The sequence below is a fragment of the Arthrobacter koreensis genome, from assembly GCF_035792275.1.
GTDB classification, from domain to species: domain Bacteria; phylum Actinomycetota; class Actinomycetes; order Actinomycetales; family Micrococcaceae; genus Arthrobacter_B; species Arthrobacter_B koreensis_A.
The window spans coordinates 21,849-38,225 of sequence record NZ_JAMWKK010000007.1 but is presented as its reverse complement, the minus strand read 5'-3'; the positions used below and the strand labels follow the sequence as shown (position 1 = coordinate 38,225).

At 65.0% G+C, this 16,377-nt stretch carries 14 protein-coding genes; 6 read left to right on the top strand and 8 right to left on the bottom strand.

The features are described 5' to 3' along the window. Positions 1-327 precede the first annotated feature (327 nt). The 5 genes from NGB94_RS08775 to NGB94_RS08755 form a co-directional block, all read right to left on the bottom strand. Positions 328-1,194: a metal ABC transporter permease gene (locus NGB94_RS08775; RefSeq protein ID WP_325790240.1), complete on the bottom strand. Its 867-nt coding sequence runs from the start codon at positions 1,192-1,194 to the stop codon at positions 328-330. After that, positions 1,181-1,960, bottom strand: coding sequence for a metal ABC transporter ATP-binding protein (locus tag NGB94_RS08770; protein WP_325790358.1), 780 nt, complete (start codon positions 1,958-1,960; stop codon positions 1,181-1,183). Before NGB94_RS08770 ends, NGB94_RS08775 begins: the two co-directional genes overlap by 14 nt. Positions 1,961-1,992: 32 nt before the next feature. Then, the gene (locus NGB94_RS08765) at positions 1,993-2,967 is read right to left on the bottom strand and encodes a metal ABC transporter solute-binding protein, Zn/Mn family (RefSeq protein WP_325790239.1); all 975 of its coding nucleotides are present in this window, start codon (positions 2,965-2,967) and stop codon (positions 1,993-1,995) included. 104 nt (positions 2,968-3,071) lie between these two features. After that, positions 3,072-4,142 (bottom strand): hemolysin family protein, encoded by a 1,071-nt coding sequence (locus NGB94_RS08760; RefSeq protein WP_325790238.1) that lies wholly within the window; start codon positions 4,140-4,142, stop codon positions 3,072-3,074. After that, a complete protein-coding gene (locus NGB94_RS08755; RefSeq protein WP_325790237.1) occupies positions 4,139-5,677 on the bottom strand; it encodes a hemolysin family protein in 1,539 nt (512 codons plus the stop codon). Before NGB94_RS08755 ends, NGB94_RS08760 begins: the two co-directional genes overlap by 4 nt. A gap of 493 nt (positions 5,678-6,170) precedes the next feature. Here NGB94_RS08755 and NGB94_RS08750 point away from each other — a divergent pair, with 493 nt between their 5' ends. Together NGB94_RS08750 and NGB94_RS08745 are read left to right on the top strand one after the other, a co-directional pair. Beyond that, positions 6,171-10,001: a multifunctional oxoglutarate decarboxylase/oxoglutarate dehydrogenase thiamine pyrophosphate-binding subunit/dihydrolipoyllysine-residue succinyltransferase subunit gene (locus NGB94_RS08750; RefSeq protein WP_325790236.1), complete on the top strand. Its 3,831-nt coding sequence runs from the start codon at positions 6,171-6,173 to the stop codon at positions 9,999-10,001. A 91-nt stretch (positions 10,002-10,092) separates the two neighbouring features. Then, entirely contained in the window at positions 10,093-10,692 is a 600-nt protein-coding gene (locus tag NGB94_RS08745) for a GDSL-type esterase/lipase family protein (RefSeq protein ID WP_325790234.1), read from the top strand. A 62-nt stretch (positions 10,693-10,754) separates the two neighbouring features. On the opposite strand, the gene NGB94_RS08740 is transcribed toward NGB94_RS08745, so the two are convergent. Continuing rightward, positions 10,755-11,720: a zinc-binding dehydrogenase gene (locus NGB94_RS08740; RefSeq protein WP_325790233.1), complete on the bottom strand. Its 966-nt coding sequence runs from the start codon at positions 11,718-11,720 to the stop codon at positions 10,755-10,757. Between the two features lie 144 nt (positions 11,721-11,864). On the opposite strand from NGB94_RS08740, the gene NGB94_RS16800 reads away from it, so the two are divergent. Beyond that, positions 11,865-11,939: a 50S ribosomal protein bL37 gene (locus NGB94_RS16800; protein ID WP_369299106.1), complete on the top strand. Its 75-nt coding sequence runs from the start codon at positions 11,865-11,867 to the stop codon at positions 11,937-11,939. 86 nt (positions 11,940-12,025) lie between these two features. On the opposite strand, the gene rsrA is transcribed toward NGB94_RS16800, so the two are convergent. Then, the gene (gene rsrA, locus NGB94_RS08735) at positions 12,026-12,286 is read right to left on the bottom strand and encodes a mycothiol system anti-sigma-R factor (RefSeq protein ID WP_325790232.1); all 261 of its coding nucleotides are present in this window, start codon (positions 12,284-12,286) and stop codon (positions 12,026-12,028) included. Beyond that, complete coding sequence (locus NGB94_RS08730; RefSeq protein ID WP_325790231.1) at positions 12,283-12,966, bottom strand: sigma-70 family RNA polymerase sigma factor; 684 nt, start codon at positions 12,964-12,966, stop codon at positions 12,283-12,285. The genes rsrA and NGB94_RS08730 overlap by 4 nt, the downstream gene beginning before the upstream one ends. 350 nt (positions 12,967-13,316) lie before the next feature. Between NGB94_RS08730 and NGB94_RS08725 the strand changes: the two genes are divergently transcribed. The 3 genes from NGB94_RS08725 to rsgA are packed head-to-tail and all read left to right on the top strand — an operon-like array spanning position 13,317 to position 16,359. Further along, positions 13,317-13,898, top strand: a complete 582-nt coding sequence (locus tag NGB94_RS08725) for a DoxX family membrane protein (protein ID WP_325790230.1) — start codon at positions 13,317-13,319, stop codon at positions 13,896-13,898. A gap of 5 nt (positions 13,899-13,903) precedes the next feature. Then, positions 13,904-15,238, top strand: coding sequence for a 3-phosphoshikimate 1-carboxyvinyltransferase (gene aroA, locus NGB94_RS08720; protein WP_325790229.1), 1,335 nt, complete (start codon positions 13,904-13,906; stop codon positions 15,236-15,238). A gap of 2 nt (positions 15,239-15,240) precedes the next feature. Then, complete coding sequence (gene rsgA / locus NGB94_RS08715; protein WP_325790227.1) at positions 15,241-16,359, top strand: ribosome small subunit-dependent GTPase A; 1,119 nt, start codon at positions 15,241-15,243, stop codon at positions 16,357-16,359. Positions 16,360-16,377 lie beyond the last annotated feature (18 nt).

The window sequence follows — 16,377 nt, the reverse complement described above, 5'->3', positions numbered from 1 at the left end:
GTGTCCATAGTGACGGCAAACCGGATGGAAGTTACCCTAACCGGAGTTGAGGCTCCCGGAAGGTTCCCAAATGTCTGGACCCAGAATCGCACTCATCTCCATCGGAGTGGTCACTGCCGGAGCATTGTTGAGCGCGGTGATAGGCACGTTCGTCCCCCAAGCAGGCGTTCTCCGGGCACTCCCGGTCGCTGCGGCCGTGTCAGTCATCTGCCTGATGGTTTACGAATACGTCTCGGGCAGAAAGTCTTGAACAGGTGCCCATCAACCGGCCCCCTGATCCCTATGCCGCCAGGGTGCCTGGAGCAGGAGCCGATTCACGATGCCGCCTCACGCAGCAGCAGCCAACCGGCGGGTCCGGCCGCGGACAGCCATGATGATCCGGCAAACCACATAAATCGCAAAGGAAATCGTGGTCACGTACGGGCTGATGGGAATACGTCCGCCCAAGGCCAGAAGAATGCCGCCAACAGCAGAGACCAGGGCAAAGATGACACTCAGCCCAACGACCAGACGCGGAGACGAGGTCACGAGCAGCGCCGCAGCGGCAGGCGTAATCAGCAGCGAAAGCACCAGAAGCGCACCCACAACCTGGATGGACAGCGCCACGGAAAGCCCCAGCAGGAACATAAACACTATTGAAAGCGCCCCAACCGGAACGCCACGGGCCTGGGCAAGCTCCGGATCGGCACTGGCAAACGTCAACGGACGCCACACCACAACAAGACCGACAACAACGACGGCGGCACAAATGGCCAGGAGGTTCAGCTGGACACTGTCCACAGCAACAATCTGACCGGTCAGCAGACCAAATTTGTTCGCCGAACGCCCCTCATACAAGGCCAGGAACAAGATACCGAGACCCAAACCAAACGGCATGATGACGCCGGTAATCGAATTCCGGTCACGGGCTTTCAAACCGAGCAGGGCAAGAATCAGCGCAGCAGCGATGGAACCGGCAAGAGAGCCAAGAACAACATTCGCACCCAGCAGCAGGGCCAGGGCCGCACCGGCAAAAGACAGCTCAGCAATGCCGTGGACAGCAAATGCCAGATCCCGCATCATCACGAAAACGCCGATAAGGCCGCCAACCAGACCCAGAATCGCGGCAGCCCACAGCGAGTTGGTGACCAAAGGCAGCAGCTGGCCGTAGTCGCTGAAGTCGAACACCGAAGAGAAGAACTCAGAAAGGTCCAAGATCGGCCTCGCTTTCGCCGTGGTGGTGCGTAGTGGCGTCCGGAACGCCGAGCACCACAATCCGGCCGTGGCTGCGCAGCACTTCCACATGCGAGCCATACATATCCGAGAGCACGTCAGAGCGCAGGACTTCCGACGGCGTCCCGGTACGGAACTGCCCGCCGGCAAGGTAAAGCACCCGGTCAACATAATCGATGATCGGGTTAATCTCGTGCGTCACGAACACCACGGCAGAGTCATGAACATGCGCACGCGCGTCGATGAGGGCACTAATGGCCTGCTGGTGATGCAGGTCAAGGGAAAGCAGGGGCTCGTCGCACAGCAGCAGGTCGGGGTCCGTAGCCAATGCCTGGGCAGCACGCAGGCGCTGCAGCTCGCCGCCGGACAGCTTCCCAACAGGAGCATCGGCATAGCTGGTGGCACCAACCTGGGCCAGAAGCTCATCAACCCGGGCCCGGACCGGACCGCGGCGCAGGCGGATACCCCATTTGTCGCCGTCGACCCCCATGCCCACAAGATCACGGGCACGCAGCGGGGTACCGGGAGCAAAGGTCTTCTGCTGCGGAATGTAGCCAATATCCTTGCTGCCGCGCTCGACCCTGTGCCCGTCAATTGTCACAGTGCCGGCGCTAAGGGGCTGCAGTCCCAGCAGCACCTTCAGGAGCGTTGTCTTTCCCGTGCCGTTCGGTCCCAGAACCGCAAGGAACTCCCCCGCGTTGATATCCAGGTCCAGTCCCTGCCAGAGCGTACGGCTGCCAAAGGCCATGGAGGCCCCGCGCAGCTGGACGACGGCACGGCTCACTTCAGGACGTCCTGGATGGCCGTCACGTTGCGGTCCATCCAGGCGAGGAAGTCCTCGCCCTCGGGCAGCGTTTCGGAGAAGTCGACGACGGGAATTCCCGCATCTTCGGCAGTGCTGCGGACGGCCTCGGTCTGTGATGTGGAGGTCTGTTCGTTGTAGGCGAGGAACGCAATCTTCCCGGAGGCCATCAGGTCCTGCATCTGCTTGAGTACGGCGGGAGGAACATCCTGCCCTTCCTCCACGGCCTCGGTGAAATCATCCGGGGTGACGTTGTGCAGCCCTGCGTCTTCCAGCAGATAGGCGGGAACCGGCTCAGTCATGGCGACGTCTCGCCCGGCGGCCACAGTGCGGACCTCAGCGAGGCGGTCTTCCAGCTCCTGGATCCCGGAATTGAATGCTGCTGCGTTGTCGCGGAAAGCCTGCTCGTTTTCCGGATCAAGTTCGGCCAGGCGCTCAGCTGCTGCCTCGGCGAGCAGCCCCATGGCATCCGGGTCGTACCAGACGTGTTCATTGAAGGCGCCGTGCGAGTGCCCGGCGTGGTCATCACCGGATTCTTCGCTGCCGTGGTCCTCACCCTCGTGCCCGTCTTCCTCCAGACCGGAGATTTCGACGGCGTTGAGCACGTTCTCGGAGGCAACGGACTCTTCCTGGACCAGGGTCTCCATAAAGGAGTCATATCCTCCGCCGTTCAGGACTACCACTGCCGCTTCGGAAACAGCCAGCTTGTCCCGGGCGGTCGCCTCGTAGGAGTGCGGATCCTGGGACGGGCGGTTGATGATCGACTCGACGCTGACGAACTCACCGCCGACCGATTCCAGGATGTTCCCGTACACATTGGTCGAGGCAACTACGCGGATGGTATCCCCGCCTTCGCCGGCACCGCCCTCATCTCCCGTGTTCGCGGAGCAGGCGGACAGTGCGAGTGCGGCAGCGGTCAGGATTCCAGCCACACGGATGGGCAGGCGGCGCATAGTGTCAGTATCCCCGTTTCGAGTCTCGGTACAACCTCCGGCGGCACCGGGGCTTGATCAGCATAACCTAAACGCGAATCATTCGCATCTAATGCCCTGGATTGTCATCCGCTGAAACTCTCACCTGACCTGCGCAGCCCCTGGGACTGTGTGGCATCCCGGATTTCCCCGACCAGCTGCTCAATGATGTCTTCCAGGAACAGCACTCCCCGGGTCTGCGCATCGTCCCCGAGGACACGGGCAACATGGGATCCGGTGCGCTGCATGACAGCCAGCGCATCCTCGATTCCGTCACTCAGCCGCAGGTTGGCCAGGGTGCGGACCTTGTTCTCCGTGATCGGCCGGTCATAGGCCTCTTCGGGGATCGCCATGACGTCCTTCAGGTGCATGTAGCCGGTGAAGTTTCCGGCTTCGTCCATGAGCACAAAGCGGGAGAACCCGGTGCGCCCTACGGCCTTCTCGAACTCGGCCGGAGTGCAGTCGGTGCGCAGGGTCACCAGTTCATCCAGCGGCACCATGACTTCCCCGGCAGTCTGGCCGGAGAACTCAAGCGCCCCGGAAATGACTCCGGAATCGTCCGCCACAAGACCGTGCCGGGTGGATTCCTGCACGATTGACTGCACTTCCTGCAGCGTGAAGGAAGAAGTCACCTCGTCCTTGGGCGTGATTCCCACGACACGCAGGGCATGGTTGGCAATCCAGTTGAGGCTTGCGGTGATGGGGCGGACCACCCGGGAGACCATGACCAGCGGGGGTGCCAGGGCCAGGGCGGCCCGGTCAGCCACGGACACGGAAATGTTCTTCGGAACCATCTCGCCGATGGTCACGTGCAGGAACGTCACGAACAGCAGCGCGGCAAGGAACCCGGCAAGGTCGGCGACCTCCATGGGCACTCCCACGGCTTCCAGCGGAGCGGCCAGCAGGTGGTGGATTGCGGGTTCGGCGACATACAGGATCAGCAGGGAACAGACCGTGATGCCCAGCTGGGCACACGCCAGCATCAGCGAAACGTGTTCCATGGCCCAGAGCGTGGTCTTGGCCCGCTTGGAACCGGCCTCGGCCAGCGGTTCGATCTGGCTGCGGCGCGCGGACATGACCGCGAATTCCGCGCCAACAAAGAAGGCGTTGCCCAGCAGCAGGACGACCAGCCAGAAAATACCTGCGATGTCGCTCATCGCGTTCCCTCCCTGCGGGCGGGCCCGCGGACTGCACTGCCGGCGGCACTGGCACCATGGGCGGTAGCCGGATCAGCCCCCGCGGCACCGGCGGCACCAGCGGCACCCGGGGTCACCCGCGGACCTTGCCGCTGCTGGGCGCTCTGGCCCTGCGTGCCTGCACCCGGACCAGCCAACGCAGCAGCGCGTTCCTGCCTGCCCGACGGCGTTGCCTCACCCTCAGGTTCGCTTTCCGGATCCGGTTCGCCGGGCACAAAACAGACCCGGTCGATCCGCCGTCCGTCCATACGTTCGACTTCCAGCATTCCGCCGGGAACGGGCACGGTATCGCCCACCTCGGCGATTCGGCCCAGGTCAGCCATGATGTAGCCGCCCACCGTTTCGTAGCCGGAATCGTCCGGGACGTGCAGGGACGGAATCAGGTCGGATACCTCATCAGGCCGCATGATGCCGGGGAAATACCAGTACCCGGAGGCACTCTGCAGCACACCGGGCTTTAGCTTGTCATGTTCATCGGACACTTCGCCGACGATTTCTTCCACCAGGTCCTCCAACGTGGCCACTCCGGCGGTGCCGCCGTATTCATCCAGTACGACGGCGAGCTGCAGGTTGGCGCTGCGCAGTTCCGAGAGCAGCGAATCAAGGTGCACAGTCTCCGGCACCCGGAGGATGTCGCTCATGATGGCAGCTGCCGGCAGCTCCGACCGTTTCCGGCGCGGAACCGCAACGGCCTTTTTGACGTGCACCACGCCCCGGATATCGTCCGGGGAATCACCAAGGATGGGAAAGCGTGAATAACCGGTGCGGCGGGCTGCATCGATGACGTCGGAAACCGGCTGGTCGGCGTCGATCGTTTCAAGCCGGATCCGCGGAGTCATGACATCCGCCGCGGTCCGCTCCGAAAAGGACAGCGTGCGGGCAAGGAAGTTCGCGGTACCTGCGTCGAGGGTGCCCATCTCAGCCGACCGGCGGACCATGGAGGAGAGCTCCGCCGGTGTCCGGGCTCCGGAGACCTCTTCCTTGGCTTCAAGGCCAAAGAGATTCAGGACCTTGTTGGAGAATCCGTTCAGCAGCAGGATGGCCGGCTTGAACACGAAGGTGAAGGCCAGCTGCGGGCGGGCCAGCAGGCGTCCCACTTTAAAGGGAAGCGCAATGGACATGTTCTTGGGGATGAGTTCGCCCAGGAGCATCGACAGCAGGGTAGCCAGCACCATGGCCGCGACGACGGACACGGAGAGCGACGCCGCAGGGGGAAGTCCGAGCGAAGCGAGAGGACCCTGCAGGAGCCGCCCCACGGACGGTTCCATCACGTAGCCGGTCAGCAGGGTGGTGAGCGTGATGCCCAGCTGACAGCTTGAAAGCTGTGTGGAAAGCGTGGTCAGGCAGCGGAGCAGCGGCTCCGCGCGGGTGTCTCCGTCTTCCACCGCACGGCGGACCGTTGGCTGGTCCAGTGCAACCAGGGAGAACTCAACGGCCACGAAAAAGCCGGTGCCGCAGATAAGCAGCAGGCCGGCCAGAAGGAATAGCCACTCCATCTCAGGAACCACTCTCCGCGCGCAGGTGCGGAATCAGGGTTCCCCGGGAGCCTGTTGGCGGGTTACCGCCGGAAGGAGGGGGTTCGGCCGAAGCCGGACTGGAAGGCTCCGATGACGCTGCCGGAGAGTGCGGGGATCTTGTGCGGGCGTTGCCGGCTCTGTGCGTCCTGGCGGATGAAACCGCGCTGGATGCAGGCCGGCGCCTAGAGTTGCTGTCCATAGACCTTTCAGTTTACAGCTTTGGCGGTGCCGCACCAGATCAATTCCGGGACCGGAGCACTGTGCGCAGAATCGCGCCAATGGCTGAGCAAAGTGTGTCGCATCCCACAGGCGGACACCCCTGAGATTGGCCACTTCGGTTGATCTATAACTAGACTTGCAATCAAGTCTCGGTCACTGCGCACCGGGCCGCACCAGCAAGTCTTGAGGCGGAAGCGCTCAGATCATGGTGCCATCAGGGCAAACGGCAACTCATGGAAGAGGCGTATATCTAGTGCCAGACCAACCCAACCACCGCCTGCCGGAGGAATTCGGCGGGAACGAATGGCTTGTCGACGAATTGTACGAGCAGTACCTCAAGGACAAGAATTCTGTCGACAAGAAGTGGTGGAGCATTTTCGACTCCTTTAAAGCGGAGGACGCCAAGTCCGCCGCCGGCAATTCAGCCTCTGGCAACGGTTCCACTCCCCCGAGCGAACTCGGTGCCAACCCGGCCACCCGCCAGCTGCCCGTCGTGAATACCGAGGCCCAGGCTCCGAAGGCCTCTGCTGAGTCCCCCGCCGCTACGCAGCAGTCAGGAAAGCCGCCTGTGGCCAAGGAAGCAGCCTCCGCCAAGGACGAGCCGAAGTCTGCTGCCGCCTCCGCCAAGCAGGAAACGAAGCCGGAGACTAAGTCTGCGCCCATCCCGGCCCAGCTGCCCAAGACCAAGCCCAGCACGGAGACGGAAGAAGACACCGTCACGGTGCTTCGCGGCCCGGCGAAGGCGATCGCCACGAACATGGACCTCAGCCTGAGCGTGCCCACGGCCACGACTGTGCGTGCCGTTCCGGCCAAGCTGCTGATCGACAACCGCATTGTCATCAACAGCCACCTGGAACGTGCCCGGGGCGGCAAGGTCTCCTTCACCCACCTGCTCGGCTACGCCATCATCCGTGCTGCCGCCCAGTTCCCGTCCCAGAACGTTTACTACGACGAGGTGGACGGCAAGCCCGTTGCTGTCCAGCCCGCGCACATCAACTTCGGCCTGGCCATCGACATGCCCAAGCCGGACGGCACCCGCCTCCTGGTGGTACCGAACATCAAGAAGGCCGAGACCCTCAACTTCTCCGAGTTCTGGCACGCCTACGAAGACCTGGTCAAGCGCACCCGCGCCGGCAAGCTCACCGCCGATGACTACAAGGGCACCACCATCTCCCTGACCAACCCGGGCGGAATCGGAACGGTTCACTCCGTTCCCCGTCTGTCCAAGGGCCAGGCCTGCATCATCGGCGCCGGCGCCCTTGAATACCCGGCCGAGTTCCAGGGTGCTAACGAGAAGATCCTTGCCCGCAACGCGATCTCCAAGATCATCACCCTGACCTCCACCTATGACCACCGTGTCATCCAGGGTGCCGGCAGCGGCGAGTTCCTGCGCATCGTCCACCAGCTGCTGCTGGGCGAGCAGAACTTCTATGACGACATCTTCGAGTCCCTGCGCATCCCGTACGAGCCTGTTCGCTGGAGCCCTGATATCCAGGTCAACCCGGACGAGCAGATCAACAAGGTTGCCCGCATCCAGCAGCTGATCCACGCGTACCGCGTCCGCGGCCACCTGATGGCGGACACGAACCCGCTGGAGTACGTGCAGCGCCGCCACGCGGACCTCGACGTCCTGAACCACGGACTCACCCTGTGGGACTTGGACCGCGAATGGCCCACCGGCGGATTCGGCGGCAAGCCGATGCTGAAGCTGCGCAAGATCCTCGGCGTGCTGCGGGATGCCTACTGCCGCACCGCAGGCATCGAGTACATGCACATCCAGGATCCGGAAGAGCGTTCCTGGTTCCAGAACCGCCTCGAGGCTCCCTACAGCAAGCCCTCCCGTGAAGAGCAGCTGCGCATCCTGAGCAAGCTCAACGCCGCGGAAGCGTTCGAGACCTTCCTGCAGACGAAGTTCGTCGGCCAGAAGCGTTTCTCACTGGAAGGCGGCGAATCCCTGATTCCGCTGCTGGACGCGATCATCTCCGGTGCCGCGGACGAAGGCATGGAAGAAGTCGGAATCGGCATGGCCCACCGCGGCCGCCTGAACGTGCTCACCAACATCGCCGGCAAGACCTATGCCCAGGTCTTCCGCGAATTCGAAGGCACCCAGGACCCGCGCTCCGTGCAGGGCTCCGGCGACGTGAAGTACCACCTCGGCACCGAGGGCACCTTCACGTCGGATAACGGCAACCAGACCAAGGTCTACCTGGCCGCGAACCCGTCCCACCTCGAGGCCGGCGACTCCGTCCTTGAAGGCATTGTCCGCGCCAAGCAGGACCGGCTGGACCGCGGCGACGAGTTCCCCGTCCTGCCGATCCTCATCCACGGCGATGCGGCGTTCGCCGGCCAGGGCGTGGTGGCGGAAACGCTGAACCTCTCCCAGCTGCGCGGCTACCGCACCGGCGGAACGATCCACGTGATCGTAAACAACCAGGTTGGCTTCACCACCGCCCCGACGTCCTCGCGTTCCTCCGTGTACGCCACCGACGTCGCGAAGATGGTCCAGGCTCCGATCTTCCACGTGAACGGCGACGATCCCGAACAGGTTGTACGGATGGCCCAGCTGGCCTTCGACTACCGCCAGCGGTTCAACAAGGACGTCGTCATCGACATGGTGTGCTACCGCCGCCGCGGCCACAACGAGGGCGACGATCCCTCGATGACGCAGCCGATGATGTACTCCCTGATCGAGGCCAAGCGTTCGGTGCGCAAGCTCTACACCGAGTCGCTGATCGGCCGCGGCGATATCAGCCAGGAAGAAGCTGAGCAGGCACTTCGCGATTACCAGAGCCGCCTTGAGCGGGTTTTCGCGGAAACGCATGCCGCCCAGACTTCCCCGATCCCGGTCATTACGAAGGACTCCGAGGCTGTCTCGGACCTGGAGCGGCCCGCCGCACAGCAGGAAGGCTCCACCATCGTGGCGCCGGCCAGCACTGCGATCTCCGCGGATACCCTGGCGCGCATCGGCAAGGCACACGTGACCATCCCCGAAGGGTTCACGGTCCACCCGAAGCTGAAGTCACTGCTGGAGAAGCGCGAGCAGATGTCCCGCGAGGGCAACATCGACTGGGGCTTCGCCGAAATTGCGGCCTTCGGCTCGCTGCTGATGGAAGGTGTTCCCGTCCGGCTTGCCGGCCAGGACTCCCGCCGCGGCACGTTCACCCAGCGCCACGCGGTCTTCCACGACCGCGCCACCGGCGCCGAGTGGACCCCGCTGGGCGACCTCGACCCGAACCAGGCAAAGCTGTGGATCTACGACTCCCTGCTGTCCGAATTCGCCGCCCTCGGCTTCGAATACGGCTACTCGGTGGAGCGTCCCGACGCCCTGGTGCTGTGGGAGGCGCAGTTCGGCGACTTCGTCAACGGCGCCCAGACCATCATTGACGAATTCATCTCCTCTGCTGAGCAAAAGTGGGGCCAGCGGTCCTCGCTCGTCATGATGCTGCCGCACGGCTACGAAGGGCAGGGCCCGGACCACTCTTCGGCCCGGATCGAGCGCTTCCTGCAGCTGTGCGCCGAGGACAACATGATCGTGGCCAACCCCACGACCGGCGCCTCGCACTTCCACCTGCTCCGCCGCCAGGCCTACAGCCGGCCGCGCAAGCCGCTGGTGATCTTCACGCCGAAGCAGCTTCTGCGCCTGAAGGCAGCTGCCACCTCGGTGGAGGAGTTCACGCAGGGCTCGTTCCAGCCGGTCATCGGCGAACACGCAGAGCTGGACGGCAACGCCGTCGACAAGGTCCTGCTGGTCTCCGGCCGCCTGTACTACGACCTGCTGGCCAACCGCCAGAAGGCCGGCGACGAAAAGACTGCGATCATCCGCGTCGAGCAGCTCTACCCGCTGCCCTACAAGGAAATCCAGGACGCCGTTGCCAAGTACCCGAACGCGGAACTCATCTGGGCACAGGACGAACCGGCCAACCAGGGACCGTGGCCGTTCATCGGCCTGAACCTGCCGCCGGAACTGGACCGCCCGCTGCGGCTGGTTTCCCGTCCCGCGTCGGCTTCTACGGCCACCGGCTCGGCCAAGCGCCACGCCGTTGAGCAGGACATCCTGGTCAAGAAGGCATTCGAACGCCGCTAATGGGCTAGGTTTGGGTGGGGCACCGGATGGTGCCCCACCCGGCTTTTAACCACCCTTCATTTGGACACTGAAGCAACTGAAAAGGGAACTCGTGGAACAACGCAGAATCAGGCTCGCTGCGGTCGGTGACGAACTGCTCGCCGGTCATGGCGATCCCCGCGCCCTGGGCTGGCTGGGACGCGTGCTGGCCCGCACCACGCCGGATAACGCAACGCTGGAGGCCTACAGCCTCGCAGCCCCCGGCGAGGGCACCGAGGCACTCGCCAACCGCTGGCTGATGGAGGCCGGCCGCAGGTTCGATGAGTCGTGCGAAAACCGGCTGGTCATCGGACTTTCAGACCGTGACCTGGATCTGGAACTTTCCACGGCACGCAGCCGGCTCAACCTTGCCAACATCCTGGACGGTGCCGCCCAGATGAGCATCAAGGTCCTGGTGGTTGGTCCCCCGCCCGGGCTGGATGCCGAACGCAACCGCCGCCTCGCGGACCTCTCCGCAGCATTCGGGGACGTCACGACCCGCCGGAAGCACGTCTACGTGGACACCCTGACCCCGCTGCTGAACCATGAGCAGTGGCGTACGGACCTCGCAGCCAATGGCGGAACTCCGGGACAGGCCGGATACGGCCTCATCGCCTGGCTGGTCCTGCACCGCGGATGGTTCCGCTGGCTGGACCTCCCGGACATGAACTGACAATCGCCCACGCACAAAGGCGTCCGCTCCGGCGGACGCCTTTTGCATTTGGCCATCCCCGGCTAGTGGCGGAAGACGATCTTTCCGGTGGCAGCGCCGTCGTGCATCCGCCGGAATCCCTTCGCTGCGTCCTCGAGGCCAAGCACTGAGTCGATTTCCGGCCGCACTCCCGTGGCAAGCAGGAACTGGACCAGCCGCTGGAGCTCAGCCCTCGTGCCCATGGTGGAGCCAAGGACCTTGAGCTGCAGGAAGAAGATCCGGTTCAAATCCGCCGGCGGGTTCGGTCCGGAAGTGGCACCGCAGGTCACCAGGGCTCCGCCGGGTTTGAGTGCTTTCAGGGAATGGCTCCAGGTGGCTTCACCCACCGAATCGAACACTGTGTCCACGCGCTCGGGCAGCCGGGCGCCGGACTCAAAGACCGCCTCGGCACCGAGCCTCCGGGCGTCCTCGAGCTTCGCCGGGCTGCGTCCGGCCACCCAGACCCGGAATCCGGCTGCCGAGGCCAGGGCAACGAGGGCAGTGGACACTCCTCCCCCGGCGCCCTGGATAAGCACCGTGGACCCCGGAGCGGCCGGCGACACCGTAAAGAGCATGCGGTATGCGGTCAGCCACGCCGTAGGCAGGCAGGCTGCTTCTTCGAAGCTGAGCTGGGCAGGCTTTGGCACCAGGTTGCGTTCGGGAACCCAGACTTCATCAGCCATGGTTCCCGGGTAACGCTCGGAAAGCAGGGTCCTGCGCGGATCAAGGGTCTCGTCACCGTCCCAGCCCGGCGTGGAAATGACGGAGTGCACAATCACGTCATTGCCGTCGTCGTCCACGCCCGCGGCATCGCAGCCCAGGATCATCGGCAGCCGGTCAGCAGGAAGGCCGGTCCCCTGCAGGGACCACAGATCGTGCCGGTTCAGCGCCGAGGCCCTGACCTGCACGCGCCGAAAGCCCGGCTCCGGTTCGCGGCTGGGAAGCTCCCCTACCACCAGGCCGCTGAGCGGGTCCTCCTGGGACTGGGACTGGGCGTACACGGCTCGCATACTGAACTCCTTTGGTCGCTTGGTTGATTCATCCTAGGTGAAGCTCCGCCGCGGCCGCGCGTGCACGGGGCCGGCATTTATGCCGAGGGCACAGTGTGTGGGAGACTGAAGGGCAGAACTTGAAAGCGAAAGAAGGAGGCAGCCATGAGCAAGCGAGCACGCAAGCGTCGTGACCGTAAGCGCGGCGGCGCAAACCACGGCAAGCGTCCCAACACTTAAGTCAGGACGTCCGGCCGGATTTTCCGCGCTAACGAAAGAAAACCCCCGCAGCCTTCCGGCAGCGGGGGTTTTCTTTTATGTCAGTCTTAGTGGTCCACGGACTGGATCTGGCTGATCCGGGCGAGGATATTGGCCTTCAGCGTCTGCGGGGCCGCTTCCGTGCAGGACCGTTTCACAACGGAGCGGATGACACACTCCAGGTCGTGTTCCTCGGCGCATTCCGGGCAACCGTCCAGATGCTCTTTGATCTCTACCAGGTCTTCATGCGAGAGCGCACCGTCCAGGTATTCATACAGCCGTTCGATGCGTGCGTCATCGCAATCACCCAGGCTTTGGCAATCGCTCATAGTGTCTTCCCCTGATTCTCGGTTTCCGCTTCACCGGCGGCAGCCTTCTGTGCCTTGCCCTTGATGCCGCGCTCATAGGCGTACTCGGCCAGCAGCTCGCGGAGCATCTTGCGCCCCCGGTGCAGCCGGGACATCACGGTGCCGATCGGCGTGTTCATGATTTCTGAAATTTCCTTGTACGCGAAGCCTTCAACGTCGGAGAAATAAACCGCCAGGCGGAACTCTTCCGGGATGGCCTGCAGCGCACTCTTCACGTCGGAATCCGGCAGATGGTCCAGGGCCTCAGCCTCAGCCGACCGCAGCCCGGAGGAGCTGTGCTCAGCCGCACGGGCCAGCTGCCAGTCCTCGACACCGTCCGAATTCGCCTGGAGCGGCTCGCGCTGGCGCTTGCGGTACAGGTTGATGTACGTGTTCGTCAGGATCCGGTACAGCCACGCCTTGAGGTTGGTGCCCGGCTTGTACTGGTGGAACGCAGAGAAAGCCTTGGTGTAGGCCTCCTGCACCAGGTCCTCCGCATCCGCAGGGTTGCGGGCCATCCGCATGGCTGCGGAATAAAGCTGGTCCACGTACTGCATGGCATCGCGCTCGAAACGCAGTTTACGGGCCTCTTCCGGCTCGCTGGCCACGTCCAGGCCCGGATCTTCCACCTGTGGGCTGCCTTCCGGCACATCAGTTCTCATTACGTCCAAGTGTAAGGGGCGTGTACGCGCCAGCAACCCGGGCACGGCCCCCTCTGCCGCGTTCCGCTCCTGGACCAGCGAACCTGCCATCCTTAGCCTCCGACTCCGCATCCGACTCCCCGGTGCCGTGCGCACCGGAGCTGCCGGCATGAGACCGACGTGAACCATAACGGCCGCCCGCCTGCGGATATTCCTGACTGCGGACCGGCTGAGCGTTAAAGCGGCTGAGGTGTACAAGGGGGCCAAAGGTGCCAGACTAGGGGGTATCCGTTGCGTACGGCGTGTCCCGCCAGACACAGCCGTATCATCTTTGAACGCACGCCGGTCCGGCGTAACCCAGGAGGCCACGCATGAGCATTGTCCGAACCCTAGCCCGCCCGCTCCTCGCCGCAGGATTCGCGGCTGCGGGTGTGGAGCGGCTGCGCAACGCCGAGCAGACCGCCCAGCAGCTCACCCCAACCCTTAACCGGCTGGGCTCTGCAGTGCCCTCGGCCGCTGGACTTGCAGAGAACCCGGCCGCCGTTGCCCGGGTTCTTGGTGCCACCCAGCTTGGCGCCGCTGCCATGCTGGGCCTGGGCAAGTTCTCCCGGCTGGCCGGCCTTGTCCTTGCGGCAACCGCCGGCGTGAGCACGCTCGTCGAATACCGCAACGGCGATGCCACCACCTCCGAAGGCCGCAAGGAACGCCGAACCCAGCTGCTGAAGAACCTGTCCCTGATTGGCGGAGTCCTTCTCGCTGCGGTGGATACCAACGGCCGCCCCGGACTGGCCTGGCGGGCCGAGCACCTGGTCTCGGACACGCAGCGAAGTGTGCGGGCCATGGGCAAGGATGCCGGCCGCCGCTCCCGAAAAGTCACCAAGCAGACCCGTAAGCAGCTGGCCAGGGCAGAACGCGCCGTCCGCAGCACCGCATCAGATATTGCAGGTTCCTAAGCACCATGACTGAAACATCCGCGCCCGTCGCAGAAGGCTGGCCGGCCCCCACCCCTGGCCGCCCCGTTACCGGGGTGGTCAGGGTCCCAGGCTCCAAATCCCTCACCAACCGCTACCTGGTCCTGGCCGCACTCGCCGATGGTCCGTCACGCCTGCGCGCTCCCCTGCACTCGCGGGACTCAGCCCTGATGGTCACGGCGCTGCGCTCCCTCGGCGCGAAGATCACCGAGGCGCCCGGCAGCGGCCCCTTCGGTCCGGATCTGCTGGTTGAGCCGCTTCCAGCTGACGCTTCGGGCGACACCGAGGTGGACTGCGGCCTGGCCGGCACGGTGATGCGCTTCGTACCGCCGCTTGCCGCACTTCGTACCGGCACCGCATCGTTCGACGGCGACCCGCATGCCCGCCAGCGCCCCATGGGCGCTACCATCGATGCCCTGCGGGGCCTGGGCATCGAGGTCAACGACGGCGGACGCGGCGCCTTGCCGTTCAGCGTCACCGGACGCGGCGCTGTACCCGGCGGACGGCTGGAGATCGATGCCGGGGCTTCCTCCCAGTTTGTCTCCGCCCTGCTCCTGGCCGGCGCACGCTTCGCCAACGGGCTTCACCTGGTCCACACCGGAGACACAGTTCCGAGCCTGGACCACATCGCCATGACTGTTCAGGTGCTGCGCTCCTGCGGCGTGGACGTGGACGACTCCGTGCCCAACGAGTGGCAGGTGGCCCCCGGGCCCATTCAGGCCTTCGACGTCGACATTGAACCCGATCTTTCCAACGCCGGCCCGTTCCTGGCTGCTGCGGTCGCCACCGGCGGCAGCGTGAGCATCCCCGGCTGGCCGGCCCGGACCACCCAGGTGGGCGACAAGTGGCGCACCATCCTCCCGCAGATGGGTGCCACGGCCGAGCTGGCCGACGGCGTACTGACCGTGACCGGCACCGGAACGATCCGCGGGGGTACGTTCGCTGACACCAGCGAACTTGCTCCGACTGTCGCTGCGCTCTGCGCATTGGCGGATTCACCGTCGTCCCTCACCGGCATTGCCCACCTCCGGGGACACGAGACGGACCGGCTCGCAGCGCTGAAGACTGAAATCAACGCGCTGGGCGGTTCCGTCACTGAAACAGCCGACGGCCTGGCCATCCGGCCGGCACCGCTCCACGGCGGCGTCTTCGGCACGTATGCGGACCACCGCATGGCCACCGCCGGCGCGATCCTGGGACTGGCGGTTCCCGGAGTCGTCGTGGAAGACATCGCCGCGACTTCAAAGACGATGCCCGAGTTCGCGCAGCTCTGGACGGCGCTGGTGGCCGGTACCGGGCCGACGGCGGCGCAGGAGGAGTAGCCGTGGCACGAGGCACCTCAGGCTGGGACGAATCAGACGTCCGCATCCGCCCCAATAAAAAGGGCTCGCGGCCCCGCACCAAGGACCGTCCGGCGCACGAAGACGCCGTCACCGGCCGCATCATCACCGTTGACCGCGGCCGCTACACGGCGATCGTGGACGAAGACACCCCGCAGGAACGGATCGTCACCGCAGCCCGTGCGCGGGAACTGCGGCGCACCCCCGTGGTCGCCGGAGACCTGGTCGGCCTGGTCGGCGACGTCAGCGGCTCCCCCGACAGCCTGGCCCGGCTGGTCAAGGTCAACGAGCGGGCCACCCTGCTCCGCCGCTCCGCTGACGACACCGACCCGGTGGAACGCGTGGTCGTGGCCAATGCGGACCAGCTCGTGATCGTGGTCGCCGCCGCAAACCCGGAGCCCCGCACAGGGTTCATCGACCGTGCCCTGGTAGCGGCCTACGACGCCGGCATCTCACCCCTGCTCTGCATCACCAAGGCAGACCTGAAGGACCCGGCCGAGCTGCTGGCCAACTACGAGCACCTTGACCTGGAAGTCCTCATCAGCCGCACGGCCCAGGCCGAGGACGCCGGAGTCGATTCGGAATCCGACGACGGCATGTCCGCACGGCTGGCCGGCGGCGCCGTCGCCGCACTGCATGAACACCTTCTGGGCAAGGTGAGCGTCCTGGTGGGACATTCCGGCGTCGGGAAGTCAACACTGGTGAACGCGCTGACCGGCTCGCGCCGCGCCACCGGAGGCGTCAACGCCGTGACCGGCCGCGGCAGGCACACCTCCTCCTCTGCGCTGGCACTAAAGGTCCAGGACGCCCCTGCGGGCAGCTGGATCATCGATACTCCCGGCATCCGCTCCTTCGGACTCGCCCACGTGGACCCGGACCGCATCCTGAGCGCCTTCCCCGACCTGGAACCGGGCACCGAAGCGTGCGAACGCGGCTGCCGCCATGACGACGACGCGGTGAACTGCGGACTGGATGCCTGGGTCGGGTCAGGCAGCGCCGGCCCGGCCGGCCCGGCACGGCTGGCCTCCCTCCGCCGGCTGCTGGGATCAGGCGGGCTGCGCACCGAGAACCGTGCCCAGGCCAAAGAACTGGGCACCCAGTAGGAACGCTGCCGGCACCGG

Coding starts and splice junctions, on each gene's coding strand:
- NGB94_RS08770 (WP_325790358.1), bottom strand. CDS start 1,960: ATGGCCTTTGGCAGCCGTACGCTCTGGCAGGGACTGGACCTGGATATC.
- NGB94_RS08740 (WP_325790233.1), bottom strand. CDS start 11,720: ATGCGAGCCGTGTACGCCCAGTCCCAGTCCCAGGAGGACCCGCTCAGC.
- aroA (WP_325790229.1), top strand. CDS start 13,904: ATGACTGAAACATCCGCGCCCGTCGCAGAAGGCTGGCCGGCCCCCACC.
- NGB94_RS08765 (WP_325790239.1), bottom strand. CDS start 2,967: ATGCGCCGCCTGCCCATCCGTGTGGCTGGAATCCTGACCGCTGCCGCA.
- NGB94_RS08760 (WP_325790238.1), bottom strand. CDS start 4,142: ATGAGCGACATCGCAGGTATTTTCTGGCTGGTCGTCCTGCTGCTGGGC.
- NGB94_RS08755 (WP_325790237.1), bottom strand. CDS start 5,677: ATGGAGTGGCTATTCCTTCTGGCCGGCCTGCTGCTTATCTGCGGCACC.
- rsrA (WP_325790232.1), bottom strand. CDS start 12,286: ATGAGCGATTGCCAAAGCCTGGGTGATTGCGATGACGCACGCATCGAA.
- NGB94_RS08725 (WP_325790230.1), top strand. CDS start 13,317: ATGAGCATTGTCCGAACCCTAGCCCGCCCGCTCCTCGCCGCAGGATTC.
- NGB94_RS08730 (WP_325790231.1), bottom strand. CDS start 12,966: ATGAGAACTGATGTGCCGGAAGGCAGCCCACAGGTGGAAGATCCGGGC.